General features: G+C 66.2%; 20 protein-coding genes and 1 tRNA gene. 9 read left to right on the top strand and 12 right to left on the bottom strand.

The features are described from left to right. Window positions 1-96 precede the first annotated feature (96 nt). From parC to FHS96_RS22070, 3 genes are all read right to left on the bottom strand, one after another. Window positions 97-2,346, bottom strand: a complete 2,250-nt coding sequence (gene parC / locus FHS96_RS22080; RefSeq protein ID WP_429597840.1) for a DNA topoisomerase IV subunit A — start codon at window positions 2,344-2,346, stop codon at window positions 97-99. Window positions 2,347-2,392: 46 nt separating this feature from the next. Next, complete coding sequence (locus FHS96_RS22075; protein WP_429596972.1) at window positions 2,393-3,028, bottom strand: hypothetical protein; 636 nt, start codon at window positions 3,026-3,028, stop codon at window positions 2,393-2,395. 74 nt (window positions 3,029-3,102) lie between these two features. Further along, window positions 3,103-4,029: a LysR substrate-binding domain-containing protein gene (locus tag FHS96_RS22070; RefSeq protein WP_429596969.1), complete on the bottom strand. Its 927-nt coding sequence runs from the start codon at window positions 4,027-4,029 to the stop codon at window positions 3,103-3,105. A gap of 124 nt (window positions 4,030-4,153) precedes the next feature. Between FHS96_RS22070 and FHS96_RS22065 the strand changes: the two genes are divergently transcribed. Then, the gene (locus FHS96_RS22065; RefSeq protein ID WP_429596966.1) at window positions 4,154-4,336 is read left to right on the top strand and encodes a hypothetical protein; all 183 of its coding nucleotides are present in this window, start codon (window positions 4,154-4,156) and stop codon (window positions 4,334-4,336) included. Window positions 4,337-4,342: 6 nt separating this feature from the next. On the opposite strand, the gene FHS96_RS22060 is transcribed toward FHS96_RS22065, so the two are convergent. Then, a complete protein-coding gene (locus tag FHS96_RS22060; protein ID WP_429596963.1) occupies window positions 4,343-5,278 on the bottom strand; it encodes a glutaminase in 936 nt (311 codons plus the stop codon). Between the two features lie 63 nt (window positions 5,279-5,341). Here FHS96_RS22060 and FHS96_RS22055 point away from each other — a divergent pair, with 63 nt between their 5' ends. Then, the gene (locus tag FHS96_RS22055) at window positions 5,342-6,256 is read left to right on the top strand and encodes an alpha/beta hydrolase family protein (protein WP_429596960.1); all 915 of its coding nucleotides are present in this window, start codon (window positions 5,342-5,344) and stop codon (window positions 6,254-6,256) included. A gap of 87 nt (window positions 6,257-6,343) precedes the next feature. Here FHS96_RS22055 and FHS96_RS22050 read toward each other — a convergent pair whose 3' ends face one another. Then, a complete protein-coding gene (locus tag FHS96_RS22050) occupies window positions 6,344-9,154 on the bottom strand; it encodes a TonB-dependent receptor (protein WP_429596956.1) in 2,811 nt (936 codons plus the stop codon). 299 nt (window positions 9,155-9,453) lie between these two features. Here FHS96_RS22050 and FHS96_RS22045 point away from each other — a divergent pair, with 299 nt between their 5' ends. Then, entirely contained in the window at window positions 9,454-10,788 is a 1,335-nt protein-coding gene (locus tag FHS96_RS22045; RefSeq protein WP_429596953.1) for an MFS transporter, read from the top strand. Then, a complete protein-coding gene (locus FHS96_RS22040; RefSeq protein WP_429596950.1) occupies window positions 10,788-12,614 on the top strand; it encodes a DUF8034 domain-containing protein in 1,827 nt (608 codons plus the stop codon). The genes FHS96_RS22045 and FHS96_RS22040 overlap by 1 nt, the downstream gene beginning before the upstream one ends. A gap of 762 nt (window positions 12,615-13,376) precedes the next feature. Here the strand turns inward: FHS96_RS22040 and FHS96_RS22035 are convergent. Next, entirely contained in the window at window positions 13,377-14,870 is a 1,494-nt protein-coding gene (locus FHS96_RS22035) for an MFS transporter (protein ID WP_429596947.1), read from the bottom strand. A gap of 197 nt (window positions 14,871-15,067) precedes the next feature. Here FHS96_RS22035 and FHS96_RS22030 point away from each other — a divergent pair, with 197 nt between their 5' ends. The 3 genes from FHS96_RS22030 to FHS96_RS22020 all read left to right on the top strand — a co-directional run bounded on the left by FHS96_RS22030 (window position 15,068) and on the right by FHS96_RS22020 (window position 18,138). Then, window positions 15,068-15,694 carry a TetR/AcrR family transcriptional regulator gene (locus FHS96_RS22030; protein WP_429596944.1) on the top strand — a complete coding sequence of 209 codons (627 nt, stop codon included), beginning with the start codon at window positions 15,068-15,070 and terminating at the stop codon, window positions 15,692-15,694. A 334-nt stretch (window positions 15,695-16,028) separates the two neighbouring features. After that, window positions 16,029-16,934: an alpha/beta fold hydrolase gene (locus tag FHS96_RS22025; protein ID WP_429596941.1), complete on the top strand. Its 906-nt coding sequence runs from the start codon at window positions 16,029-16,031 to the stop codon at window positions 16,932-16,934. Window positions 16,935-17,076: 142 nt separating this feature from the next. After that, window positions 17,077-18,138 carry a class I SAM-dependent methyltransferase gene (locus FHS96_RS22020; RefSeq protein WP_429596938.1) on the top strand — a complete coding sequence of 354 codons (1,062 nt, stop codon included), beginning with the start codon at window positions 17,077-17,079 and terminating at the stop codon, window positions 18,136-18,138. A gap of 13 nt (window positions 18,139-18,151) precedes the next feature. On the opposite strand, the gene epsC is transcribed toward FHS96_RS22020, so the two are convergent. The 3 genes from epsC to FHS96_RS22005 all read right to left on the bottom strand — a co-directional run bounded on the left by epsC (window position 18,152) and on the right by FHS96_RS22005 (window position 22,025). Next, a complete protein-coding gene (epsC, locus tag FHS96_RS22015) occupies window positions 18,152-19,078 on the bottom strand; it encodes a serine O-acetyltransferase EpsC (protein WP_429596935.1) in 927 nt (308 codons plus the stop codon). Window positions 19,079-19,154: 76 nt separating this feature from the next. Next, window positions 19,155-20,462 (bottom strand): dicarboxylate/amino acid:cation symporter, encoded by a 1,308-nt coding sequence (locus FHS96_RS22010; protein WP_429596932.1) that lies wholly within the window; start codon window positions 20,460-20,462, stop codon window positions 19,155-19,157. 165 nt (window positions 20,463-20,627) lie between these two features. Continuing rightward, the gene (locus FHS96_RS22005) at window positions 20,628-22,025 is read right to left on the bottom strand and encodes a patatin-like phospholipase family protein (RefSeq protein WP_429596929.1); all 1,398 of its coding nucleotides are present in this window, start codon (window positions 22,023-22,025) and stop codon (window positions 20,628-20,630) included. Window positions 22,026-22,264: 239 nt separating this feature from the next. Here FHS96_RS22005 and FHS96_RS22000 point away from each other — a divergent pair, with 239 nt between their 5' ends. Next, window positions 22,265-22,486, top strand: a complete 222-nt coding sequence (locus FHS96_RS22000) for a hypothetical protein (protein WP_429596926.1) — start codon at window positions 22,265-22,267, stop codon at window positions 22,484-22,486. A 99-nt stretch (window positions 22,487-22,585) separates the two neighbouring features. Beyond that, on the top strand, window positions 22,586-23,803 hold the full coding sequence (locus FHS96_RS21995) for a sulfotransferase family protein (RefSeq protein ID WP_429596923.1): 1,218 nt from the start codon (window positions 22,586-22,588) through the stop codon (window positions 23,801-23,803). 9 nt (window positions 23,804-23,812) lie between these two features. Here FHS96_RS21995 and FHS96_RS21990 read toward each other — a convergent pair whose 3' ends face one another. The 3 genes from FHS96_RS21990 to FHS96_RS21980 form a co-directional block, all read right to left on the bottom strand. Further along, window positions 23,813-24,091 (bottom strand): hypothetical protein, encoded by a 279-nt coding sequence (locus FHS96_RS21990; protein WP_429596920.1) that lies wholly within the window; start codon window positions 24,089-24,091, stop codon window positions 23,813-23,815. A 41-nt stretch (window positions 24,092-24,132) separates the two neighbouring features. Beyond that, window positions 24,133-24,591 carry a hypothetical protein gene (locus FHS96_RS21985; protein ID WP_429596917.1) on the bottom strand — a complete coding sequence of 153 codons (459 nt, stop codon included), beginning with the start codon at window positions 24,589-24,591 and terminating at the stop codon, window positions 24,133-24,135. A gap of 105 nt (window positions 24,592-24,696) precedes the next feature. Beyond that, window positions 24,697-24,773 (bottom strand) — tRNA-Met (locus tag FHS96_RS21980). Window positions 24,774-24,902 lie beyond the last annotated feature (129 nt).

Raw genomic sequence — 24,902 nt, 5'->3', positions numbered from 1 at the left:
CCTTCGCCGGCAAAGGCGCATTCGGGCTGGGAGCACGCATCAGGGCCCAGCTTGCTCCGAAAAATGTAAATTCTTCGTTTCTTAGTTACGGAAATATCAGTCAAAACGGTTCGATCGGGGGAAACCGGTGGGCGGCATCCGCCCTGCCGCACCCCGCGCGACCCGCCATGCGGTGAGATCGCTTTCCGTGCGCGTCCGGCCGGTCTCGCCCCCCATCGTCCAGCTCAGCCCATCCGCAAAACGGAAAGCGATGGCGTCGCTGAGGCCGCCGTCGCGATACCGCTGCAGCGCGACGCCCTGCCCGCGCGTCATTTCGGGCAGTTCATCAAGCGGGAAGACGACCAGTTTACGATTATCACCGATCGCCGCGACATAATCGGCCTCGGCGGGGACGAAGCGCACGATCTTGAGCTTCGCCTTGTCCTTCAGATTGACGACCTGGCGGCCCTTGCGCGTCTCGGCGATGACTTCCCCGGTCTGCGCAATGAAGCCACGCCCATCCGATGCGGCGAGCAGCAGCTTCGTGTCCGGACGGGCGGGCAGCAGACTGAGGATCTCGGCCCCCTGATCGAGATCGACCATCAGCCCGACCGGTTCGCCGAAGCCGCGGCCGCCGGGCAGCTTGTCTCCTCCCAAGGTGAAGAAGCGACCGTTGTCGAGCGCGAGCAGCAATTTATCCGTGGTATAGGAATGGAAAGCGAAGGCCGGGCCGTCGCCTTCCTTGAACTTCAGCGTATCCGCGGCGGCGAGATCGCGATGGCCGCTCATAGCGCGGATCCAGCCACGCTGCGAAAGAATCACAGTGATCGGCTCGCGCTCGATCATCGCTTCCAGCGGGATTTCGCGCGCCGGGCCAGCTTCCTCGATCAAGGTGCGGCGGCGGCCGAGCGCGGTCTCCGGCCCATATTTCACCAGCAACCCGGCAAGATCGCGCTTCAGCCGCGTACGCTGGCGCGCGGGGCTGTCGATCAGCGCGATCAGCGACTTGCGCTCGTCGGCAAGCTGGTCGCGCTCGCGCTTGAGCTCCATTTCCTCCAGCCGGCGCAGCGAGCGCAGCCGCATGTTGAGGATCGCCTCGGCCTGCCGGTCGCTGAGCTGGAATTCCTCCATCATCACCGGCTTGGGCTCATCCTCGGTGCGGATGATCTCGATCACCCGGTCGAGGTTGAGATAGGCGATGATATAGCCATCGAGCAGTTCGATGCGGTCGTCGATCCTGGCGAGCCGGTGCTGCGAGCGGCGGACGAGCACCTCGATCTGGTGCGCATTCCAGGCGAGCAGCACCTGGCGCAGGCTCATCACCCGTGGCGTGCGCGTGGCATCGAGCACGTTGAGGTTCAGCGACACGCGCGTTTCGAGCTCGGTCAGTCGGAACAGGCTGTCCATCAGCACGTCCGGATCGACGGTGCGGCTGCGCGGTTCGAGTACCAGCCGGATCTGCTCGTCCGATTCGTCGCGCACATCCGCGAGGATCGGCAGCTTCTTCTCGTTCACCAGCGCCGCGATCTGCTCGATCAGTTTGGACTTCTGAACGCCGTAGGGGATTTCGGAGACGACGATCGTCCAGGTGCCGCGCCCTTCCTCCTGCTTTTCCCAACGTGAGCGGACGCGGAAACCGCCGCGGCCGGTGGCATAGGCCTCAGCAATCGCCGCCTTGCTGTCGGCGACGACACCGCCGGTCGGGAAGTCGGGCCCAGTGACATGGTCCAGCAGTTGCGCGTCGCTCGCCTCGGGCTGATCGATCAGCAATGTCGCAGCGCCGACGATCTCGGCGACATTGTGCGGGGGAATGCTCGTCGCCATGCCCACCGCGATGCCGCTGGCGCCGTTGGCGAGCAGGTTGGGGAAGATGCCTGGGAAGATTTCCGGCTCTTCCTCCTCGCCATTGTAGGTCGGGCGGAAATCGACCGTGCCCTCGTCGAGCCCTGCCATCAGCTCGGTCGCCGCCGCGGTCAGCCGCGCCTCGGTGTAGCGCATCGCCGCGGCATTATCGCCATCGACATTGCCGAAATTGCCCTGGCCATCGACCAGCGGGTAGCGGAGCGAGAAGGTCTGCGCGAGGCGGACCATCGCGTCGTAGACGGACTGGTCGCCATGCGGATGATATTTGCCGATCACGTCACCGACGACGCGCGCACATTTCTTGTAGCCGCTCGCCGGATCGAGCCGCAGCAGCCGCATCGCCCACAACAGCCGGCGATGCACCGGTTTCAGCCCGTCGCGCACGTCCGGCAGCGACCGCGCGGTGATCGTCGACATCGCGTAGACGAGGTAGCGCTCGGACAGGGCGGAATCGAACGGCGCATCGACGATGGCGTCGAAGGGGTCGTTGGGATCGGCAGTCATCGCTTCGGCGAATAGCAGCGCCGCGGCACGCTGGCGAGGGGCAGGCTCACCCCACCCGTTCGACGCGAACGGCGCCGCAGGGCGGATCGACCTTGCCGGTGATGCGCCGGCCATCGACCGACACGGTCAGCCCGACCATGACGAAGCCGGGCGGGCGCTGTTCCCAACGCAGCGGACGCAGATAGAAGCGGCCATTCCCCTGCGGCTCGACCGTCAGCGTATAGGATCCGCGCGGCACCCCGTCATTGCCGCCGAAGCGTGTCCGCGCACGCTGGCTGCCGCCCGAAGGCGGGTTGAAGTCCAACGTTACATTGGTCCAGCCCTGCGCGCACAAATAGGTGCCGGCATAGGATCCGGCGGGAATGGTGCTGGCGGAGAGGCTGGATGAAGGGCTCGACGTGGGCGTTGGCGGCGGCGCGAGCGTGGGCTTGGGGATCGGTATCGAGGTGGGGGCGATGGTCGGCGTCGCCTCCGGCGTTTCGACGATGTTCACCGCATTCCCGGCGGGCGTCGTTGCCGGGGCGGGCCCGGGCTGCGTCGCGGCGACCTCCGTGCTTGCGACGCCATGGCCCTCCTTATCCCGCGCGAGCAGCAGCCAGACGATGGCTGCGCCTGCCAGCAGCAGCAATACGCCGGTCGCGATCGCCGCGCCGATCAGCATCGATCCCCGGTTGGACGCCATGCCCGTCTCACCCTCGTCTCGTTCAGCGGGGTTCTAGCCGAGTTCGATGCCGGGCCAAGCCCCGATGTTATGCGCTAGGTGCCGTCCGGCTCCACCAGCACATGGTCCGGATCGTCGGCGAATTCGGCGCGGACCTCGGCGATCAACCAGTCGCGAAAGGCGCGGACCTTCGCCGTGTGGCGAAGGGCCTCGGGGTAGACGAGCCAATAATGTCGCCGGCCATAGGCGAGGCCCGGCAGCGGACGCACCAGCAGCCCGTCGCGCAGTTCGGCGCGCCACAGTGCCGGGTTGAGGATGGCGATGCCCTGCCCGGCGATGGCCGCGCGCCCTTCCATCATCTGCGAATCGAGCCGGAGCCCGCTGCTGCGCTCCGCCGCCGGCGACACGCCCACCGCTTCCGCCCAGGCGGTCCACCAGACATCGTCGGGCGAGAGACGCGGCACGCGGAACACATCCGCCGGCTCGCCGATCGGCGGATGCCGGGCGAGGAAGGATGGACTGGCGAGCGGCACGATCGGCACGCGCATCAGGAAATGACTGACCAGCCCCGGCCAGGGCGCGGGGCTGTTGCGGATCGCGACGTCGACGTCGGACGACGTGAAATCGACGACATTGTCATCGGTGTGCAGCCTGACCGCGAGCCCCGGTCGCGCGACCTGGAAGCCGCCGAGCCGCACCGCCAGCCAGTTGGAGGCGAAGGTGTTGGAGCAACTGATCGTCAGCACCGCCTCATTCTCGGTGCGGGCGCGGGCGAAGGCATCGTCCAGCGTATCGAACGCAGTCGATACCAGCGGCGCGATGCGCTGGCCCGCCTCGGTCAGCACCACCTGCCGGCGGACGCGGTGGAACAGGCCGAGCCCCAGCCGTTCCTCGAGCAGCTTCACCTGATAGCTGACTGCCGCCTGCGTCATCCCGAGTTCCTCGGCGGCGCGGGTGAAGTTGCCGAGGCGGGCGGCAGCCTCGAACACGCGGACGGCAGCGAGCGGCGGGATCTGGCGCATGGCCTAATCATAAGTCACGCTTTTTGATCACGCCAGGCCTTTTGTTGGCGGATGATCCAAGCAGCCTGTATTCCGATGCCCACGGGACGATGATTTCAACCCCAATCAATCAAGGAACATGGGCATGCGCGACGAATTGGACGGCCGGCTCTGGGCCGATCACCATGAAAGCTTCACCAACAGCGTCACTGATGGATTGCGTGCCTTCGGACGCCTTTATGTGCAGGCGATGTGTAAGCTGACCGAGATCGAATATGCGGCGCCATGGCGGGTGGACGCGGCGCGGCGGCGGAAGGGGCGGTGCTGACCCCGCCTAGAGCCGTGGATTGAAGATCGACCAGCCGGTCGCTTCCGACAGCCGTTCGAGCGCGAGGCTGCCGAGTTGCGAATTGCCGCGCTCGTTGAGGCCGGGGGACCAGACCGCGATCGAGGCCTCCCCCGGCACGACCGCCAGAATTCCGCCGCCGACCCCGGACTTGCCCGGAATGCCGACGCGATAGGCGAACTCGCCCGAGCCATCATAGTGGCCGCAGGTCAGCATCACCGCGTTGATCCGCCGCGCGCGCCTGGCCGTCACCACCTGCTGGCCGGTCGCGGGGTGGCGACCGTCGAGCATCAGGTAGCGGCCGGCGGCGGCGAGCTGGCGGCAGCTCATCGCGATGCCGCACTGGTTGAAATAGAGCTGGAGCGTCTGTTCGACCGGGTTGCGGAGATTGCCGAACGCCTTGATGTAATTGCCGAGCGCATAGTTGCGAAAGCCGGTCTGCGCTTCGGATTCGGCGACCTCCTTGTCGATCACGATGCTGTCGTCATCCGAAAGGAAGCGCATGAAGCGCAGCAGGTCACCCGCTGCCGAGCGCACGTCGCTGCCCTGGAGGACGATGTCCGATACCACGATCGCGCCCGCGTTGATGAACGGGTTGCGCGGAATGCCCTGTTCGCTTTCAAGCTGGACGATCGAGTTGAACGCCGAGCCGGAGGGTTCGCGCCCCACCCGCCGCCACAGCGCATCGCCGACGCGGCCGAGCGCCATCGTCAGCATGAACACCTTGGAGACCGACTGGATCGAGAAGGCGGTCTCGGCATCGCCGCCCATATGCACAGTGCCGTCCGCCAGGATCACCGCGATGCCGAAATGGCCAATATCGACGCGCGCGAGGGCAGGGATATAGTCGGCCACCTTGCCGCGATCCGGCGCTGCCGCCATTTCCGCCGCAATGTCGGCGACGATTTTCGCGATGTCTGCCATTGGCCCCTCCCGCCCCGCGCATAGCCGCTCGCCAGCATCCGCGCCATCGCCTAGCATCCGCCGATGCGCACCGCCCGCCTGCTGATGATGATCGCCGCCATGACCGCTCCGCTTTCCACCGCCTGTTCCGCGCCTGCCGAACGCGCCGCGTTGATGGCGTGGCCAGACCTGCTCGACCGGCCGCAGCCGAAGCCGAGTCGAACGATCGCCTATGGCACGGATGCACTGCAGGTCGTCGACCTGTGGCTGCCTGCCGGCAAGGCGCCGCACCCGGTGGTGCTGATGATTCATGGCGGCTGCTGGCTGACCGACGTCGCCGACCGCAGCATCATGAACTGGATCGCCGACGACCTCGCCAAGCGTGGGATCGCGGTGTGGAATGTCGAATATCGTGGGGTGGACCGGCCGGGCGGCGGCTATCCGGGGACATTCGAGGATGTCGCGGCGGCGGCGGACCTGCTGGTGCGCGATGGGCCGAAGCTCGGGCTCGCCACCGATCAGGCGGTCGTCATCGGCCATTCGGCGGGCGGACATCTGGCGCTATGGCTGGCGGCACGGCCGGCGCTGCCTGCGACCAGCCCGTTCCACGCAACAGCGCCCTTCCGCGCGCGCACCGTGATCAGCCAAGGCGGCATTCCCGACCTCAAGATGATCGCCGGCCTGCCCGATCATGGCTGCGGCACCGAGGGCGCGGTGGCGATGGCGGGGACTGCGTCGGCGGCGCGAACAGACGTTTATGCCGATACCTCGCCGCCCGCGATGCCGGCCTCCGGCGTCGACGAGGTGCAGGTCAATGGCGAGCGCGACACGATCGCGCCGCCGGCGTTTGCGGCGGACTATGCGGCAAAGCGCAAGGCGAAGGGTCAGGCTGTGCGGTCGGTCACGGTGGCGGGCAGCGGCCATGTCGAACTGATCGCGCCGGATACGAAGGCATGGGCCGAGCAGGTGAAGGTCATCGAGGGCGCGCTGGGGCGTTGATCCGCCCGCCCCTCTGGGACGAGAAAATGGCCAGCCGCTCGGGGAGGAGAGCGGCTGGCCAGAGTGCTACGCCCGGAGCAGGGAAGATCAGAAGGCGTAGCGGACCCCGAAATTGAACTGTCGACCGCTGTGCGTCAGCACGCTCAGGCGGTTGGTCTCGTCGACGAACTGGTCGTTCTCCTCATCGGTCAGGTTGATGCCCTCGATGCTGAGCTTGAGCTTCTCGGTGAGGTTGTAGCTGATCTGCGCGTCGACATTGATGGTGCGGTTGGTGCCGTTATAGGCGTTGCCCTCGGTGCCCGGCACTGCGGTCAGATATTTGGAGCGGTAGGCGACCGAGCCGCGGATCGCGAAGCGCTTGGTCTCATAATAGAGCGTGCCGTTGGCGGCGTGCCTGGAGAGGCCGACCAGCGGCGCGGTGACCGATGAGCTGCCGTCCGCCGCGGTGAGATATTCGATGTTCGAGGTGACATAGGTATAGTTCGCCAGCACGCCGAAATTGGCGAGGAAGCCCGGCAGGAAGCTGAAGGGCTGCTGGATGTTGACCTCGAACCCCTTGAGGATGCCGCCCGACGAATTGACCGGCTGGTTGACGATGAAGATGTCGCTGGGCGAAGCGGTGGTGCCGTTGAGCAGCGAATCCGGCAGGCCGAGGCTGGCATAGGGCACGCCCACGCTGAGCGACTGGACGAAGGTGCCGATATCCTTGCGGAAGCCGGACACCGCATAGATCGCGCCGGGCGTGGGATACCATTCGATCGAGACGTCGAGATTCTTGGACGAGATCGGCTGCAGATCCGGATTGCCGGTGCTGAAGCTGCGATTGCCGCCCGAGACGTTGAGGTTGCCGCCAGGACTGAGCGAGGAGATGCCGGCACGGGCCAAGGTCTTGGCGGCGGCGAAGCGCACCTGCAGATCTTCGGTGATGTTGCCGACGAGGTTCAGCGAGGGCAGCCAGCGATCATAGCTGCGATCGGCCTGGACGAGGTTGATCGACGTGCCCTGGCTGGCATAGCCGGTCGAGACCTGATCGGTATTGACGTAGCGCAGGCCGATGTCGCCGCGGATCGGCACGCCGACGCTGTCGAGGTTGAACTGCGCCATGCCCCAGGCGCCGGTGTCTTCCTCCGTCACCGTGATGTAGGAGCCGCGCGCGGTGGCGTTCTCGATGCCGCCGGTCGCGTAGAGCGGATCGGTGTAGATGCCGCCCTGGTTGATGAAGGCGTTGAGATCCGGGATGATCCACGCGGTCGGGGTGCCGCCTGGCACGTTCAGCCCCTTGCCGAAGCCGTCGAACAAGGTGGTCATGTTCGCAAGCTGCGCGCCGGTGAGCGGGGAGACCACGGTCTCGCCCGACAGGCGGCGCCGCTCGGTCGAGTCATATTCGAACTTGCGCCAGTCGACGCCGGCCTTGAGCGTCACCACGTCGGCAGCCTTCCACTCGACGAAGCCCTTGGCGGTGGTGAAGGCGTTGGTCACCGTCTGCGGACGGATGCGCACTTCGGATGTGCCGCTGGTGAAGGCGAAGGTCGCGGGGTTGGTGACGTCCACGCCCGGCGCGATCGTCGGGAAGCGTGTCGAGAAATCATATTGGAAGCCGGGGGTGTTGATCGCGTCGATCGTCACCGTCGTCTGGATCGGGTTGGTGAAGTCCGACTTGGCATAGCCGCCCATCAGGCCGATCTTGAAGCGATCGCTGAACTCGTGATCGACCGAGCCGGTGAGCTGGTAGAATTCGGTCTTGAGGATATCGTAGCGGGCCTGCGAGCGCAGGTCGACGCGGTCGAAGGTGCCCGAGATGATGTTGTTGTTCCCGTCGACCACGCCGTCGCGGATGATCGTCTGCGGCTTGCCGCTGCCCGAGCGGCTGAAGCTGATCGCCTGGAGCTGCGCTTCCTTGCGGGTGCCGTCGAGCCGTGAATAGAGGCCGTCGATCGACACCAATGTGCGGTCGGTGGGCTTGAACTGGATCGAGCCGGCGCCGCCGAGGCGCTTCTGCGAGATATCGTAGCTGACGAGGCCGGGGATGCGCGGGTGGAAGAGCGCGGTTTCGGGATTGTTGTTGTTGATCTGGCCGATCGTATAGCCGGGCAATGTCGAGGCCGGGTTGAAGCCGCCGTTGAAGCCGCCATAGGTCCAGCGCGTGATGTTCGCACCTTCCTCGATCAGCCGGCGTTCCTCATAGGCGACCGACAGCAGCACGCCGAAGGTGCCATCCTCGGTCTGGGTGGTGACGAGGCCTGACAGCCGCGGCGTCACCTTCTGCTTGAGATCATTGTAGCTGGCCGCGGCGGAGAGCACCGCGGTGGGCTTGCGATAGTCGAGCGGCCGCGACGTCTGGAGGTCGACCGTGCCGCCCAGCGATCCTTCCTCCACGTCGGCCGTTGCCGTCTTGCGAACCGAGAGGTTGTTGAACAGATCCGACGAGAAGATGTTGAAATCGAAGCCGCGGCCGCGGTTGACGCCACCCGAATTGTCAGTGCCGCCAGTGGTGCCGATCGCTTCCATGCCGTTGATGCGGACGCGCGTATATTCGGGCCCGAGGCCGCGGACGGAGATGTTGCGGCCCTCGCCATTGACGCGGCTGATCGCGACGCCCGGGATGCGCTGCAGCGATTCCGCAAGGTTGAGATCGGGGAATTCGGCGATGTCCTCCGCCTTGATCGCGTCGATCGTCGCGGTCTCGTTGCGCTTGAGGTTGAGCGCGCTGTTGAGGCTGGCGCGGAAGCCGGTGACGACGATGTCCTGCGCGGCTTCCTGCGGCAAGGATGCGTCGGCCGCGGCATCCGGCGATGCGGCTGCCGCATCGTCCTGCGCCCAGGCCGGCGCCGCCGCGGCGATCGCCGCCAGCGCACCCGAAAGGCCAAGGATCCTCTTCAGTCGACGCGTGCCATTCATGGCCTCACTCCCCTATTTCTGTGCGCGTTGCGCTTATGCTGCCCGGCCTTGGAGCCGGATCGGACCATGAATCGATAGCGCCGCTTCGCCGCCGGAGGCCAACCTCAATGCGGCATGGATCGATGCACGAGTTGCACTGATCCCCGGAAGGCTTTGATCCGCACCCTCGGATCAAGCCAAGATATGGATTGATCATGCCCGATTTGGACTTGGACCCGGCACAAGGCGGGGTCTAGCGTCAGACCCGAGTTGGTCCGACCGCCCCGACAGATGGGCGGCATGATGAGGAGAGCCCGATCTTGAACCGAGCCGCCGCCGCAGACGTCGCCGACAAACCGAGCCACGTCCGCCACCGGATCATTGCGCTGATCTTCATCATCACCACGATCAACTATGCCGATCGCGCAACCTTCTCGATCGCCGGCAACGCCGCCGCGGGCGAGCTGGGGCTGAGCCCCGTCCAGATCGGCTTCATCCTTTCCGCCTTCGCCTGGGCCTATGTGCTGGCGCAGATTCCCGGCGGCGCGCTGCTCGACCGGTTCGGCACCAAACGCATCTATGCCGGCGCGATCGCGCTCTGGTCCGTCTTCACCGCGCTGCAGGGCACGGTGGGCTTCCTGTTCGGCCTGCCGATCGTCGCCACCTTGTTCGCGCTGCGCTTCCTCGTCGGGCTCGCCGAGGCGCCCTCCTTCCCCGGCAACGCGCGGCTGGTCGCGGCCTGGTTTCCGGGGCCGGAGCGCGGCACCGCCTCCGCCATCTTCAATTCCTCGCAATATTTCGCGCTGGTCGCCTTCGCGCCGCTGATGGGATGGCTGGTGCACAGCTTCGGCTGGCGCGCGGTGTTCTGGGTGATGGGCGGGCTCGGCCTCGTCGCGACCGCGGCGTTCCTGCGCTATATCCACAGCCCGGCGAGGCACCCCTCGATCAACGCCGCCGAGCTTGCGCATATCGAGGCGGGCGGCGGGCTGATCCACATGGAGGATCAGGGCGCCGGCCCCGACAAGGCCCCCACCTTCACCTGGGCCAATATCCGCCAGCTGCTCGCCAACCGGATGATGCTGGGCATCTATCTCGGCCAATATTGCATCAATGTGCTGACCTATTTCTTCGTCACCTGGTTCCCGATCTACCTGGTCAAGGAACGCGGCCTCAACATCTTGGAGGCGGGTTTCGCCGCGGCGGCGCCGGCGCTGTGCGGCTTTGCCGGCGGCCTCGTCGGCGGCTTCGCCTCCGACTATCTGCTCAGGCGCACCGGCTCGCTCAACGTCGCGCGCAAGGGCCCGCTGGTGTTCGGCATGCTGCTTGCCACCTTGATCATCGCCTGCGTGTGGGTGGAGCAGGAGTGGCTGGTGGTGACGTTGATGGCCATCGCCTTCTTCGGCAAGGGCGTCGCCTCGCTCGGCTGGGCGGTGATGGCGGACGTCGCGCCCAAGCAGCTCGCGGGGCTTTCCGGCGGCGTGTTCAACATGTTCGGCAACATCGCCGGCATCGTCACCCCGATCGTGGTCGGCTATATCGTCGGCGTGACCGGATCCTTCGACCTCGCGCTCGTCTTCGTCGGCGCGCATTGCCTGCTGACCATCTTCGCCTTCATGGTCATCGTCGGTCCGATCCGCCGGCTGGAGCTGAAATAATGCGGATCGACAGGCGCGGTTTCCTTGCCGGCGCGGCGGCGCTCGCCTTGCCCGCGCAGGCGCGCGCGGCGGCGCCCCTGCTGACCGTCTCCACGCCGATGGCGGCGCCGCGCTGGGCGGTGATGCAGCGCCGGCTGCTCGCCGCCAATGCCGAGGCGTGCGCCGCCTTCTACGCAAAATATGTCGACGCCCGCGATCATCTGAAGGTGTTCGAGCGCTGGGGCGCCAATGACGGGCCGGACGATGCGGCGGAGGCGACCAACGACTGGTTCCTGCTGCACGCGCTGGGCGGCAGCGACCGCATCCGCGACCTCGCCAGCCGGTTCTGGGAAGGCCATATCCGCCAGTTCACCGCGGCGAAGACGGTGGATGTGCCGATCGCGCGCGCCGGCATGTATCATCGCGAATTCCCCGTGCAGATGGATTGGCAGCACAATGCGGAAGGGTTGACCAGCTTCAACCTGATGGGCCTCTCGATGCCCGGCGACGCGCGGTTGCGCCAGCGCACGCGCCGCTTCGCCGATTTCTACACCGGCCGCGATCCCGCCGTGCGCAACTATGATCCCGCGCGGCGGATGATGCGCAGCCTGCTCAACGGCAGCCGCGGCCCGATGCTGCGCGCGGCGACGCCGCTCGACTGGGCGGGCGATCCGTTCGATCCCACGCCTTTCCACATGGAGCATGGCGAGACCAGCTATCAGCAGACGCTGGACCATTATGCCGAATATGGCGATGTGATCGGCGACAATCCGCTGAACCTGCAATCGACCACCTTGGGCCTCAACGCCTATGCGCTGGGCGGCGGCGAACGCTATCGCCGCTGGGCGCTCGATTATCTCGGCGCCTGGGCCGAGCGGGCGGCGAAAAACAACGACATATTGCCCAGCTATGTGCGGCCCGACGGCAGCGTCGGCGCCGACTGGTGGAAGAGCGTCTATGGCTGGGGCTTCTCACCGGTGGTGCCGCAGACCGGGGCGCGCGAGAATCGCAACCGGGTGCCGCGATCGATCACCGCCTTCATGGGCGCGGTGGTGATGAGCGGCGACATGGGATTCATCGACCTGTGGCGCCGCCAGACCGCGCGGATCAACGACGCCTCGCGCAGCATCGACGGCACGCTCTCTGCCCCCAGCATGTATGGCGCGGAGGGCTGGTATGGCTGGAAGCCGGGCCCGTATCGCGCGAGCGGGTTCGAGATCTGGTATATGTCGCAGCGCGCCGACGATCGCGCGGCGGCGGGCGACCATCCCTGGCTGGATTTCCTCGAGGGCCGCAACCCGGCCTATCCCGAGACCGCGATGGCCGCCGACCTCGCGCGGATCGCCGCGCGGGTGAAGCTGCGCGAGGAGGATGACACCACCCCCGAAACGCGCCTCGCCGACTGGCCGATCGGCATCAACCCGGCGAGCGTCGCCAGCCTGGTCCAGACGATGACCGGCGGCCTCCACATCGCCCGCCCGCCCTGGTCGAAGACGTCACCGCCGCAGGGCGGCGTGCCGCTGCACAGCCGGCTGCGCTATTTCGACCCCACCGCCCGCCGCGCCGGCGTGCCCGAGGATGTCGCCGCGCTGGTCCACAGCCTGTCGACGGACACGACCGAGGTGACGCTCGTCAACCTCAGCGCCGGCAGCGAGCGCCGCGTGGTGATCCGCGGCGGCGCCTATGGCGAGCATCGCATCGACATGGTGACGATCGACGGCCGCACCACCCCGGTCGGCGGGCGTGACCTGACTCTGGCGCTGGCGCCGGGCAGCGGCGCAAGGCTGGCGCTGAAGATGGCGCGCTATGCGCTGCGCCCGACATTGGCGTTTCCCTGGGCGGGCTGATCCCCGCCCCAGCCCAGCTTTTCGCCCGCAAACAGGAAGTTGCTTTATTCTCGATTCAATCAATAGAGAATGAGCCGTGGTGGTTCCGGCGCTCACCCCCTTGCGCACCGGGCCTCCGGGCAGAGGATCCTCTCCTTTTTCGCTCTGACTGGGTCGCGTCCCAATGGCCAGGGACGCGGCCCGTTTTTCGGGGGGTGTGTCAGGCGATTGGCAACCTAGCCTTTTGCTTGAAATTGCCGTTCGTCCGTGACGAATGCGATCAGAGCAACGTCGAATATTGCGACAAACCGGTCGTTCTCGGCCAAAGCTTGCACGTCTGCTCCTGTCAGAAACTGACGTTCAGCGCTGTCCAGGCGGCGTCGCGGGAAGACCTATGCTGGGCCGGCTACCGACAGGCAGATTTTAGCGGAACAGGATGGCGAATCTGACAATGATCTATAGGTAACGACGAAGTTAAGCTATTAATCGTCTTTAATATGGGGCGCGCGTTTTTGTATCCAGCCATAAGATCGCGGGTCGGCAAATCGGGTCTCCGCAGTTTGTTACTTTCGATTCTGCATAACGCTTAACTGGAAGTCATGCTTGCAGTGCCCATGCCGCCCATGACAATTGCACCGTGTCCGACAAGGGTAGTCCGCGCTCGAAGCGATGGTAGTGGGCATTATGCTTGATATGCGCGAGCGCGCGACACGCAATGAGGTTGCCGACGCGGTGAAGACTTTACCACCTGATGAGAGCCGCCAATCAATCTTGCGATGCTGATCAGTCGACCGCTGATCGTCGCAGTGAAATGAACACGACTACCGCCGTCACGAGCGTTACAGCGGCGAGGCAAATGGTCAGCACGCTGAATGCTTGACCATAGCCTGCGAGCAGTATCGGCGGCGGAACTTGAGGAGCGAGCGCCGATGCGCCAGGAAGGTCGCCCGTAGCAAGCCGCAGCGCGACCGCCGACGAGATTGCGGGCTGCGGAATGCGGTCTGACACTTGCGACTGCGCCAGGCCGTTCAGCAGAGCCGTGACCAGCGCTAAAGCAATGCACTCTCCGGCCACGCGAACGGTCCCAAAGATGCCTGCAGCCATGCCGGCACGTTCCTTCGGTACAACGCTGACCGCAAGACCGTCCATCAGTCCCCATGGGAAGCTGATGCCGACGCCGATCGCAAGGAGAGCCGGCGCGATCGCGGCGATGCCTGCACCGATCGGGACCTGACCTAGCCAGAAGACTCCCGCGCTGGCGACTACGAGGCCAAGGCCGCAAAGTGTCGCAGGTGACAGCCAACGGGTCAGCGAGCCCGCAAGAAGCGGCAGGATCAGCAAGGGCGCTGACATGGCGAGCATCGTTCGGCCGGCTTCTGAGGCAGTCATCCCATCGATACCAACGAGGCGGATTGGCAGCAGTATAAGAAGCACGACGAAGCCATAGGCGGGCGCGGCGGCAAGAACTTGTACGCCCACAAATTTCCGATAGCGAAACAAGCTCAGGTCGAGCATGGGGCGAGCAACGCGTCGTTCAATCACAATGAACACGGTCAGAAGCGCGATCGCTAATCCAAACAAGATCAGCACCATTGGGTGGGACCAGCCGCGGTCGGGACCGTCAAGTATTGCCGACGTCAAAGCCGCAAGCGCCAGCGTAAAGCTGAAGCATCCCCACCAGTCGACCGCTTTAGCTTCAGGGTCCCGCGTTTCCAAGATAGAGAACACGCCGATTACGAAAGCAAGTAAATCGAAGCCGACGACCACCGCGAAGATGCTTCTCCAGCCGAACGCCTCGAATAGATGGCCGGAGGCGACCGGCGCGATTGACAGGCCGATCCCAAAGCTCGCTCCCACGAAGCTGAACGCCCGCAGCCGTCCAGGGCCATCAAACTCCTGCGCGAGAACCGCCATCCCGGCAGACATCGCAGCAGCGGCGGTGACACCTTCTGCTGCGCGGATCAGATTGAAGCTGGTCATGTCCGGCACGAGGGCGAGCATAACCGACAGGATCGCGAACCCGCCAGTTCCGATCGAGAATACCCGTTTGCGACCGTAGCGGTCAGCCAGCGACCCGGCCGCGAGGAGCAGGCTTCCGAAGGTCAGCAGATAGGCGTTGGTGGCCCAACTGATCGAAACCGGCGAGCCGCCAAGCGCCATGCCGATGCTCGGCAGGGCTACAGTTGGCCCCGTAAAGGCCAGTGGCATGGACGCTGAAGCGAAGCACACAGCCACAAGCACAGCCACCGAACGCAGCCTTGAATAATCGTTTGTCATGATGGTTCCCTGGATGTCTGTCGGGCACCGGAGTTCGGCGCAGACGTGTGATCCGCCGTCGATCGTCAATTGAACTGGCTACGCCACCAGCGCCTATGGTTCGGCCAAAGGCCGAGACCCCGGCGATGGTTGGATTTTGCAATTTATTTAGTGCGCGCTAAATATCTCGCCGCACGTCTTATGCAAGGAGTTTTTTAGTGCGCGATAAAAAATCTGGCCGATCGGGCCGACCTCGGTCATTTAACGTCAATGCAGCGCTTGAGGTGGGACAGCGGCTCTTTCATGAGCGTGGCTATGACGGCGTATCCCTCGCGGACCTGACGCACGCGCTGGGCATCGCTGCTCCGAGCTTTTACGCCGCATTTGGGAGTAAGGCGGCGTTCTTCCAAAAGATTCTAGATCGTCACGCCAGCGCTGCGCTGCCGATCGATGAGTTTTTGATCGAGGGGCGCCCTATCGCCGCTGCGATCGAGCAGTTCTTGGTCGCGCGTGCCGTCACCTACAGCGAGCAGGCTCTGGCAAAGGGCTGCCTGGTGTTGGACGCCACACGCAACTGCAGCGACCCGAATGCATCGTCCGCCGCCGAACAGATTGCGGAGGACGGCCGTCTGCGTATGCGCGACCTCATAGCCAAGTCGCGACCGGATCTGTCGGAGCCCATCAGCGATCTGGTAGCCTCCATAATGCACGGGCTGTCGGCACTCGCACGTCAGGGGTGGGCAACCGACCGTCTGGTCATGGCCGCGAGAAATGCAGCTCTTTCGGTTCGAGTGCTGGCCGAGAGCACGAAGCTCAGCGCGCCGGTCGGAAGCGCTGCTACTTGAAGCCAAATCTCTGCCAAGTTGACGCGTGCCTTGAGCTGGTCGGAAGCCGTCGTCAACGCTGCGCCAGAACGGTCAACCACAATTGATCTGATACTCCCTCCACAGCTTCGTTCCGGCAGCGCCCACCCCGGTCAGATCGCGCTACTCGCGTAACAACGCCAAGCTGGAAGGTTGACGGTGAGACATCCCGCAACAAGGATCGTGAGCGACCTTGCGATGATCGGCGATGCAAACTGCGAGAACAGAAGTCTTACCGCGGTCTGCATAGGCCGCCAGCTTCGGCGCAGCGTCCATCCTATCCTCGTCGCCCAGATTTTAGTCGGAGCCCGTTCTCATGAGTATCTTGGTCGCGTCGATCGCGCTTCTCTTGTCAGTGGGCGATGGGGGCATGCACCCGGATGCAGCCACCGCCGCATCCGACACCGCGACGGCCGATCAGACCCCATCGCGCGCACCAACAGGCGCGCCTCTGGTCGAGGGCCGGGTCAGCACCGGCGGCGCCGACATCTGGTACGGCTCTGTCGGCGAGGGCACGCCGATCCTGCTTCTTCACGGCGGTCGTTCGAGCAGCCGCGCCTGGGATCGGCAGGTGCCTGCGCTGGTCGCGGCGGGCTTTCGCGTGATCCTGATCGATACGCGCGGCCATGGGCGCAGCACGCTCGGCCAGCAGTCGCTGAGCTATGATCTGTTCGCGCGGGACGTGCTGGCGGTGATGGATCATCTGCGCGTGGAGCGCGCCCATGTGGTGGGATGGAGCGATGGTGGGATCACCGCGCTCGTCCTCGCGATGCGTGCGCCGCAGCGGTTCGACCGCATCTATGCCTATGGTGCCAACATGGATCCGCAGGGGGTGCGCGCGGACGCCCAGCAGGCGCCAATCCTGAAGGAGATCGGGCCGCGCCTGATCGCGGACTATCGCGCCTTGTCTCCCACGCCGGACGGGTTTGGGGCGTTGCATGACGCCGTGCGCAGGCTGCAAGCGAACGAGCCGCGCTATACGGCCGCGGCGCTCTCCGCGATCGAGGGGCCGCGGGTGCGGATCGCGGCGGGCGCGCGCGACGAGTTCATTACATCCGAACATCCGGCCTATCTCGCGCGGACGATCCCCGGCGCCACGCTGACGGTCTTCCCACAGGTCGGGCATTTCGCGCCGTGGATGGCGGCGGACCGCTTCAACCGCGACGTTGTGGCGTTCATGAGAACCCCGGCACCGGCCAACCGTCACCGTCCCGGGCGCTGAGGCGCGGGCCGCTTCGCGGCATCGCCCTGCCCTTCCCCGCCGCCCTACTGTTGCGGGTGCAATTCTTGTCGCGCGCGCTGGCATGGCCCGGTAGCCGCGCCGGCCTCTCTCTGCCGGCTCCATCCATCGTCGGCAGAGAGCCATGAGCATCAACGCTTTACCGTCAGATCCTCCCCTCGTTCGGGCCGGAGAGGTTCCGGCGCTGCCGGGAGGTGTTGCGGGTGGGCTCAGCCTGCCGATGATGGCGGCCTATATTCCGATGATGGCGGCAAGCGCGATCGCCAGTGCGGGGCGGCTCGGCCTGTTCGAAGCGCTGGCGGGCGGGCCCAGCACCCCGGCCGATCTCGCGGCGCGGTTGCGGCTCGATCCCGAAGCCGTCGTCCGCCTAACCGATTTTCTCGTCGCGATCGGCCACCTGCGCCGCGACCAGCGGATGGTCGCCAACGCGCCGCATATGACGCAGTGGTTCAGCAGCCACGGCGCGGTCGATTATCGGGCCGGGCTCGACTGGACGATGGACGCATGGCGGATCATGCAGGATCTGCCCGATGCGGTGGCGCGCGGCGGGCCCGATCGCCCGTTGTGGGACAGGATGGACGCGGAGCCCGCGCTGGGGACGCGCTTTTCACGCTACATGCAGGCCTTCGCCAGCCATTTGCTGCCCGACCTACTCGACCGCGTCGAGCTGCCGGACAAGGCGGCGCGGCTGCTCGATCTGGGCGGATCGCATGGCTGCCATGCCGCCGGCTTCTGCCAGGCCTATCCCGGGATGAGCGCGGTGATCGTCGATCTGGAGAGCGCGCTGGGCGAGACCGAAGGACGCATCGCGCAGGCGGGGCTGGCCGATCGCGTGCGGACGCGGCCCGGGGACATCCGCGCGCTCGACTGGGGCAGCGGCTATGACGTCGCGCTCTACCTTGGCGTCGCGCACAACATGCGGCCGGACGAGAACCAGCGGATCTTCGCGCATCTGGCGCGCGTGCTGCGGCCGAGGGGTGTGCTGGTCATCCACGACTATCCGCGCGAGACGACGCCGGATGTGTTCGAGGCGGCGTTCCGGCTGACCCTGCTGGTCGAAACCGGCACCCGGACCTATGCCTTCGCAGAACTGCACGCGATGCTGCGCGCGGCCGGCTTCGCCGATTGCCGTCTGGAGACGCTGCAGCCGGCGGAGAAGGGCGCGTTGATCATCGCGCGTCGGTAGCGTGGCGCGCGCCTTACAGCAGCGGGCGGATCCACGGCTCCCCCGCCTCCACCGCGCTGTCGGGCGGTACATCGCGGCTCAGCCAGACATTGGCGCCGATGCGCGAGCGTTCGCCGATCGTGATCGGGCCCAGCAGCACGGCGCCGGCGAAGATCGCGACATCGTCTCCGATCGCGGGGTGGCGGCGGGGGAATTCGCCCTTCTCGTGCGCGGCGCCGGGGCGGCGGGGTTCGCCGCCCAAGGTGACGCCCTGGTAGACACGCACGCGGTTGCCCAAGGTCGCGGTCTCGCCGATGACGATGCCGGTGCCGTGATCGATGAAGAAGCTGTGGCCGATGCGCGCGCCGGGGTGGATGTCTATGCCGGTTTCGGCGTGCGCGGTCTCCGAGATCACCCGCGCGGTCAGCGGCGCGCCCAATGTGTAGAGCCGGTGCGCGAGGCGGTGATGGATGATCGCGGCGATCGACGGGTAGGAAAGCAGCACCTCGTCCACGCTCTGCGCGGCGGGATCATTGTCATATCCGGCGCGGACGTCGGTATCGAGCAACTGGCGGATCTCGGGCAGGCTGGCCGCGAAGGCGCCGATGATCCGCTCGACTTCCAGCCCCTCTTCCTCGGCGGAGAGGGCGCGGTTTTCGAGGCGGAGTTCGATGGCGATCTGCGCGCCGAGCTGCGACAGCGTCGATTCGAGCGTCGCTTCCACCCAGGCATTCTCATTCCCCGCGGTCAGTTCCGGCGGGCCGAGCCGCAGCGGGAACAACGCCGCGCCCAGTTCGCGCAGCAGCCGCGCGAGCACCCGGCGCGAGGGGAATTCGACGCCGCGTTCGGCGTGGCGGGCATGGCTCGTCCGCCAGGCGATCCGCGCCGCTTTCAAGCCGTCGACAACCACCGAAAGATCTCGCGGAAACTGGATCGGCGGCACGTCTAGCGGGTCGGTCATCGGGCATCCTCGGTACGCGACTTTGGGGTCGCAGGATGATTACCCGGAATATTTCCCTAGTGAGATACTAGAAAAATCATGACGCCGCCAATGCAGGCTTGTCTGCCCCGAACGTGTCGATGGCGCCGGTTCCGGCGTTGAAGCGCTCCGGATCGAGCAGGCCCGCACGGCGCGCGACGATCGCCGGGACCAGCGCCTGGCCGGCGACGTTCACCGCCGTCCGCCCCATGTCGAGGATCGGGTCGATCGCCAGCAGCAGGCCGACGCCTTCCAGCGGCAGGCCCAATGTCGACAATGTCAGCGTGAGCATCACGGTGGCGCCGGTCAGCCCCGCGGTCGCCGCCGATCCCAGCACCGCCACCAGCACGATCAGGCCATAATCGGTGATGCCCAGCGGCAGGCCGAAGAATTGTGCGACGAAGATCGCCGAAATCGCGGGATAGATCGCGGCGCAGCCATCCATCTTGGTGGTCGCCGCCAGCGGCACCGCGAAGGCGGCATAGGCGCGCGGCACGCCCAGCCGCTCTTCCACGACCGCCTCCGTCACCGGCAAGGTGCCGACCGAGGAGCGCGAGACGAAACCGAGTTGGATCGCCGGCCACGCCGCCGCGAAGAAGCGCCGCGGGCTGAGGCCGTGGGCGAGCAGCAGCAGCGGATAGACCAGCAGCAGCACCAGCAGCAGGCCGATGTAGATCGCGGCGGAAAAGGTACCGAGCGCGGCGAGCGTCGACCAGCCATAGCGCACCACGGCATTGCCGATCAGCGCGGCGGTGCCGATCGGGGTCAGCGCGATCACCCAGTTGAGCAGGCGGCGGAAGATGGCGAGGGCGGAGGCATTGAAGGCGAGGAAAGGCTCCCCCTTCTCCCCCACCTTCACCGCGGCCGCGCCCACGGCGATCGCCGCGACGAGGATCTGCAGCACGTTGAACGACACCGTCGTCGCCGCCTTGCCATCCGCCAAGGTGGTGCTGGCGCCGATGCCGAGCAGGTTGGTGGGCACCACGCCCTTCAGGAAATCGAGCCAGCCACCGCGCGTGGCGGGGGCGACCGCGGCGCTCGCCTCCACGCCGGTGTGCAGGCCGGGCTGGAGGATGAGGCCGAGCGCGATGCCGATCGAGACGGCGATCAGCGCGGTCAGCGCGAACCACAGCAAGGTGCTGGCGACCAGCCGGCCGGCATTGCCGAGTTCGCGGATCGACGCGATCGAGGCGACGATTGCGGTGAACACCAGCGGCGGCACCAGCGCCTTGAGAAGCTGGACGAAGATCTGCCCGATGAGCTGCAGCGCGGTGCCCAGCGCCTCAGCCGCGGCCGATTGCGGATCGAGCCGGGTGCACAGCAGGCCGAGCAGCAGCCCCACCACCATGCCGATCAGCACGCGCATGCCGAAGCCGCTCCATAAAGGTGCGGCGGGGCGCGACGGGTTGAGGCTCTGTTCCGTTGTGGCGGCGTGGTGCGGCGGCGACCCTGGTTTTCCCATGGCCCCAAGATAGTCGACCGCGTTACAGGAGAAATGAAGTTTTGCTTGGGCGACGCGAAGGGCCAGGCCTCAGCGGTTCCATTCCTGGCGGCGGCCGCGGTGGCGGCCATAATCGATCAGGCAGGCCATGTAGCGCGGGAAGAATTGGACCGGATCGAGCTCCGCCTCGTCCAGATCGTGCCAGCCCGTGCAACTGGTGCCGCGATAGACATGGTCGTCGGGCTGGACGCCGCCGGGGATGTTCTGGTTGCTGATGAAGGCCATGCGCAAATTGGGCGCCTGCCCCTCGATCGTGGCGACGGACAGGTGATAGACCTGGTTCTCGAGGATGCTGACGGTGCGCAGCCCCAGCGTGGTGAGCAGCCAGCCCTTCTTGGGCGCGGTGAGATCGCCGCTGTGCCAGGGGCGGATCGCGAGGCGGGTGTTGACGACCATTGTCACCGCGCCCGGCCGCGCGGTGCGGCGCATCGTCTCGCTCTGCGCCTCCTGCAATTCCTGCAGGAACACGCCGAAGCGCGCGCCGCCATCCACGAACAGGTTGATGCGGTGCTGCTCCAGCAACGGCCGATCGAAATCGCGGATGCGCAAGGTGACCGGCTTGGCGCCGACCGGCACCGAGGAGGAGGCGATCAGCGATTCGACATAGGCCTTGCGCACCAGGGTCATGAGATTGTCGGTGGCGTTGCCGTCATAGGCGCGCAGCGCGAGCAAGGTGAGGTCGAGCGCATAGCCATAGCCATCGTCGACATCGGTGACGCCGACGAGCAATTTACGGCCGCGGCATGCCTGAAACGCGACCGCCTCGATTGTGCCGGGGCTGATCAGCGCCATCAGTCGGTGTCGCAGCGGCGCGAGGCTGCCCTTGGCGCCATTGATCAGCATGCCGATGCCGCCGCCCGGGGCCGGACGCAGGATGTCCGCCTCACGCCGGATCGAATAAGCGAGCGCGAGATCGCCGATATTGCTGCTGTTGGGTTTCAGCGCGGGCAGGCCGCCGCCTTCCTCGGTGGCGATGCCGCCCTGCCATGCATAGTCGCGATCCTGCGGCACCGGCTGGCGCGCGAGGAACAGGAAGGTCGCCTGCAGCGCGCCGGTGCTGACGCCGGTGACGACGCGGGGTTCCGCAGGCAGCGCGCCCGCTTCCTCCAGCCCCAGGAAGAAGCCCGCGCCGAACGCGCCGTTGAGGCTGCCGCCGGAGAGAACGAGATGGTCGGCCGAGGGAGAGCGCTGGCCCGCCGCCGCCGCGAAACGCGGCTGGGCGCAGTTGGGCGGCATGTCCGTCGCGGATTCGGCCATGCGGTTGACGAAGGCGGAGGGCGGCGGGCTGCTCTCCCCCGGCATATGGCCGAAGCTGCTCGCCTGGATCTGGGTGGCGGGCACCGCGACCGAGCTTTGCAATCTGGGCCGCGGATGCGCGCACGCGCCAAGCGTGACGGCGAGTAGCAGCAGGATCGAGCAAATGCGCATAAGCCATCCCCCGGTGGAGCGACCCTCACGGTTCTGTCTTACGCAATCCTGTTCGAATCCGGCCGCCCGTTGCCGGTAGATTTTCGTGTGTGAGGATGATCCTGACGCGGATGAGTGTCAAGAACAGGCGAGATGCGCGACAGCGTCCGCCATGTTTGTCGTCGCATCTGCTTCGGGGGAATCTGCGCACGGCCTTCGGCTGGATTGTGTCATGTACCGACATCACCTAGACTTTTGCGATGCCGACCACGCCCCTGCCCGCCACCACCAGCGCGCTGCTTGAGGAAAGGCAGCATGCTCGCTTCGCGGCTCGCGCGACCGATCATGTGCGGATGGCGGCGAGCGTGCGGGTGACGAGCGGCGGCATCCTCGCAATCGGCGTGATGGTCTCCTGCATCCTGCTGTCGACCAGCGTGCTGGTGGGGACCGCGGTGCGCGAAAGCCGCCGGCGTCGAGAATAACATAGGATAGGCGGCGCAACCCCACAGGCCGGCTGCAGTTGACAAATACAGGCGCGCGGGATTCGCTGCGGCCACGATCGAGCGAGGGGGCACCGCTGAATGACCGAAGCGCAACCGGGACCAGTTCGCGCCTCACGCCGCATCGCTGCGGTCAACCGGCTGCTCGAAACCTTGTGGGCACAGGGGCTGGCAACCGATCCGCCGCTCGATCCAGATGCGCTTGAGGCTGCCGCGCGCAAGGCGGCTGGGCCGGCCTTTGCCCATCAGCCCTGGGAAGCGCGGTTCGATGATGGCTGGCGGCGGCGGCTGACGCTGCTGAGTGAAGAGTTGGTGGGCACCGCACGGCTGACCGCGCTTGGCCGCACGATCGCGCATGGCCAGATCGTCGCCGCGCTCGCCACGCGGCTGCGCGCCGAGGCGCTGTGGCGGCGGCATCCTGAGATCTTGGAAGCACCCTTGCCGGCACCGATCATCATCGTCGGCCAGATGCGATCGGGCAGCACGCGGATGCAGCGGCTGCTCGCCTGCGATCCGCGGCTCGACTTCACCCGCTTCTATGAAAGCTGGAACCCGGTACCGCGCCGGCCGGGCGGGCGCCCGGACGACCGCCGGCTGCGCACCTTTGCGGGGCTGAGCTGCGCGCGGCTGCTCAACCCGGGGTTCGCGGCGATCCATCCGACCGGGATTGCGCAGCCGGATGAGGAAATCGGCTTCTACAGTCCTTCGATCTTCGGCTCCGCGTTCGAGGCGCAGTGGCGCGTGCCCTTCTTCGCACGGCATTGCGAAACGACGGATCGCCAGCCGGTCTACGCCAGCTTCCGCCGGATGGTGCAGACGATCCGCTGGCTGCGCCGCGGGGTGCGGCGCGACGATCGCCCGTGGATCCTCAAGACGCCGCAGTTCAGCCAGGATCTCGCCGCGGTCGCCGCCGCCTTTCCCGATGCCCGGCTGATCCTGCTCCGGCGTGACGAGTCGGCGACGATCGCGTCGGCGGTGTCGCTGGTGGGTAACCAGGTGGCGCTGCAGTCGTCGGTCGTCGATCGCGGCTGGATCACCGCCGAATGGACTCGCAAGGTGCGGCTGCGCGAAGAGCGGATGGCAGCCGATACCGTCGCATGCAGGCTGCCGCAGGTGATGGTCGACTTCACGGCAATGGAGGCGGACTGGGAAACGCAGATGGCGCGGATCTATCCGCTGCTCGGCCTCGGCTTCGACGCGGAGGTGCGGGGGCGCATGAAGCGCTACGTTCGCAGCGTGCCGCACCGGCGGCTGGAGAGGCAGCGCAATGCGGCGCTGGCCGCGGCGACCGCGGGATGACGCCGGGGTTCAGTCCTCGTCGCCTTCTTCCTCGCGCATCTCGCGTTCGGCCTGGTCCATGAAGTCGCGTGCGGCCTCGCGATCTTCCTCTTCTTCGAATGCAACGTCGAGATCGGGGGCGACGCCCAGCAGGTACATCAGCGACCAGAGCGCGAAGCGTCGACCGCGGTCACGCTCCAGCCCGAACTGGAGCCTCAGACGATCGACGCCGGCGAGCAGCGCCGGCTCTTCGAGGTCGGTGATGTCCGCGGTTCCGAAGAAGCGGATGAGGAGCTGATCGAAATCCATGCGCCAGCCTCCTAGCGGCTTGGCGGCCGGCTGTCATGCAATCAGCGGCCCGCGTGCGGGTCGGCGAGCATCGCGCGCAGCGCGTTCAAGGCCGCCGCATAGGCTTCCTGATCCTCCGGGTCTTCCGAACGGCGCAGACGATCGAGATCGCTGCGTAATTGGGAAATGCGCTGGACGGCGAGGTCCGCCTTTACGCGATCGATCCGTTGCTTGAGATCCTTGACCTCGGTGAATGCCTTCGTGCCGGCACCGCAGTCAGGCTGCAGCGCCACCAGCGCATCCACCGCGTCGAGCAGCTTGCCGATCTGGCGCCCATAGCTTTCGCGGGCGAGGATTGCCTGTTCGGTCTGCGGCGCGCTCGAATTCTGTTCGTTGACGATGATGTTGCCGAAGCTCCAGCCCTGGTTGATCGACTGCCAGAGCTTCTGCGGCGCGAGCGCCAGTTCGGCCCACGGCCGCATCATGTTGGCCCAGGGATCTGTCGAGGGAAAGTCGCTCATCGGCGCATGCCTTTCGCGGAGAATCGCAGCGATGCGACGATAGTCCCGGCAGCAGACACAAAAAAGCCGCCGGCGAGAGGCCGGCGGCTAATTGCTTCGAGACATTGGTTGCGGGAGTAGGATTTGAACCTACGACCTTCAGGTTATGAGCCTGACGAGCTACCGGGCTGCTCCATCCCGCGCCAATGTCGAACCTCCTGAAAGGAGGATAAGGAAGTGAATGGGTTCTGGTGCACCGTTGTGATTGCGCTGGCTTCAAAGCCTGGCGACGACCTACTCTTCCATCGCTTAAGCGATAGTACCATCGGCGC

The sequence above is a fragment of the Sphingomonas zeicaulis genome, from assembly GCF_050433225.1.
GTDB classification, from domain to species: Bacteria; Pseudomonadota; Alphaproteobacteria; order Sphingomonadales; family Sphingomonadaceae; genus Sphingomonas_D; species Sphingomonas_D zeicaulis.
This window is presented reverse-complemented; position numbering and strand designations above follow the sequence as displayed.

Bases quoted from the DNA above. Each gene is read 5' to 3' on its own strand.
- parC (WP_429597840.1), bottom strand. From the start codon at position 2,346: ATGACTGCCGATCCCAACGACCCCTTCGACGCCATCGTCGATGCGCCG.
- FHS96_RS22075 (WP_429596972.1), bottom strand. From the start codon at position 3,028: ATGGCGTCCAACCGGGGATCGATGCTGATCGGCGCGGCGATCGCGACC.
- FHS96_RS22070 (WP_429596969.1), bottom strand. From the start codon at position 4,029: ATGCGCCAGATCCCGCCGCTCGCTGCCGTCCGCGTGTTCGAGGCTGCC.
- FHS96_RS22065 (WP_429596966.1), top strand. From the start codon at position 4,154: ATGCGCGACGAATTGGACGGCCGGCTCTGGGCCGATCACCATGAAAGC.
- FHS96_RS22060 (WP_429596963.1), bottom strand. From the start codon at position 5,278: ATGGCAGACATCGCGAAAATCGTCGCCGACATTGCGGCGGAAATGGCG.
- FHS96_RS22055 (WP_429596960.1), top strand. From the start codon at position 5,342: ATGCGCACCGCCCGCCTGCTGATGATGATCGCCGCCATGACCGCTCCG.
- FHS96_RS22050 (WP_429596956.1), bottom strand. From the start codon at position 9,154: ATGAATGGCACGCGTCGACTGAAGAGGATCCTTGGCCTTTCGGGTGCG.
- FHS96_RS22040 (WP_429596950.1), top strand. From the start codon at position 10,788: ATGCGGATCGACAGGCGCGGTTTCCTTGCCGGCGCGGCGGCGCTCGCC.
- FHS96_RS22035 (WP_429596947.1), bottom strand. From the start codon at position 14,870: ATGACAAACGATTATTCAAGGCTGCGTTCGGTGGCTGTGCTTGTGGCT.
- FHS96_RS22025 (WP_429596941.1), top strand. From the start codon at position 16,029: ATGAGTATCTTGGTCGCGTCGATCGCGCTTCTCTTGTCAGTGGGCGAT.
- FHS96_RS22020 (WP_429596938.1), top strand. From the start codon at position 17,077: ATGAGCATCAACGCTTTACCGTCAGATCCTCCCCTCGTTCGGGCCGGA.
- epsC (WP_429596935.1), bottom strand. From the start codon at position 19,078: ATGACCGACCCGCTAGACGTGCCGCCGATCCAGTTTCCGCGAGATCTT.
- FHS96_RS22010 (WP_429596932.1), bottom strand. From the start codon at position 20,462: ATGCGCGTGCTGATCGGCATGGTGGTGGGGCTGCTGCTCGGCCTGCTG.
- FHS96_RS22005 (WP_429596929.1), bottom strand. From the start codon at position 22,025: ATGCGCATTTGCTCGATCCTGCTGCTACTCGCCGTCACGCTTGGCGCG.
- FHS96_RS22000 (WP_429596926.1), top strand. From the start codon at position 22,265: ATGCCGACCACGCCCCTGCCCGCCACCACCAGCGCGCTGCTTGAGGAA.
- FHS96_RS21995 (WP_429596923.1), top strand. From the start codon at position 22,586: ATGACCGAAGCGCAACCGGGACCAGTTCGCGCCTCACGCCGCATCGCT.
- FHS96_RS21990 (WP_429596920.1), bottom strand. From the start codon at position 24,091: ATGGATTTCGATCAGCTCCTCATCCGCTTCTTCGGAACCGCGGACATC.
- FHS96_RS21985 (WP_429596917.1), bottom strand. From the start codon at position 24,591: ATGAGCGACTTTCCCTCGACAGATCCCTGGGCCAACATGATGCGGCCG.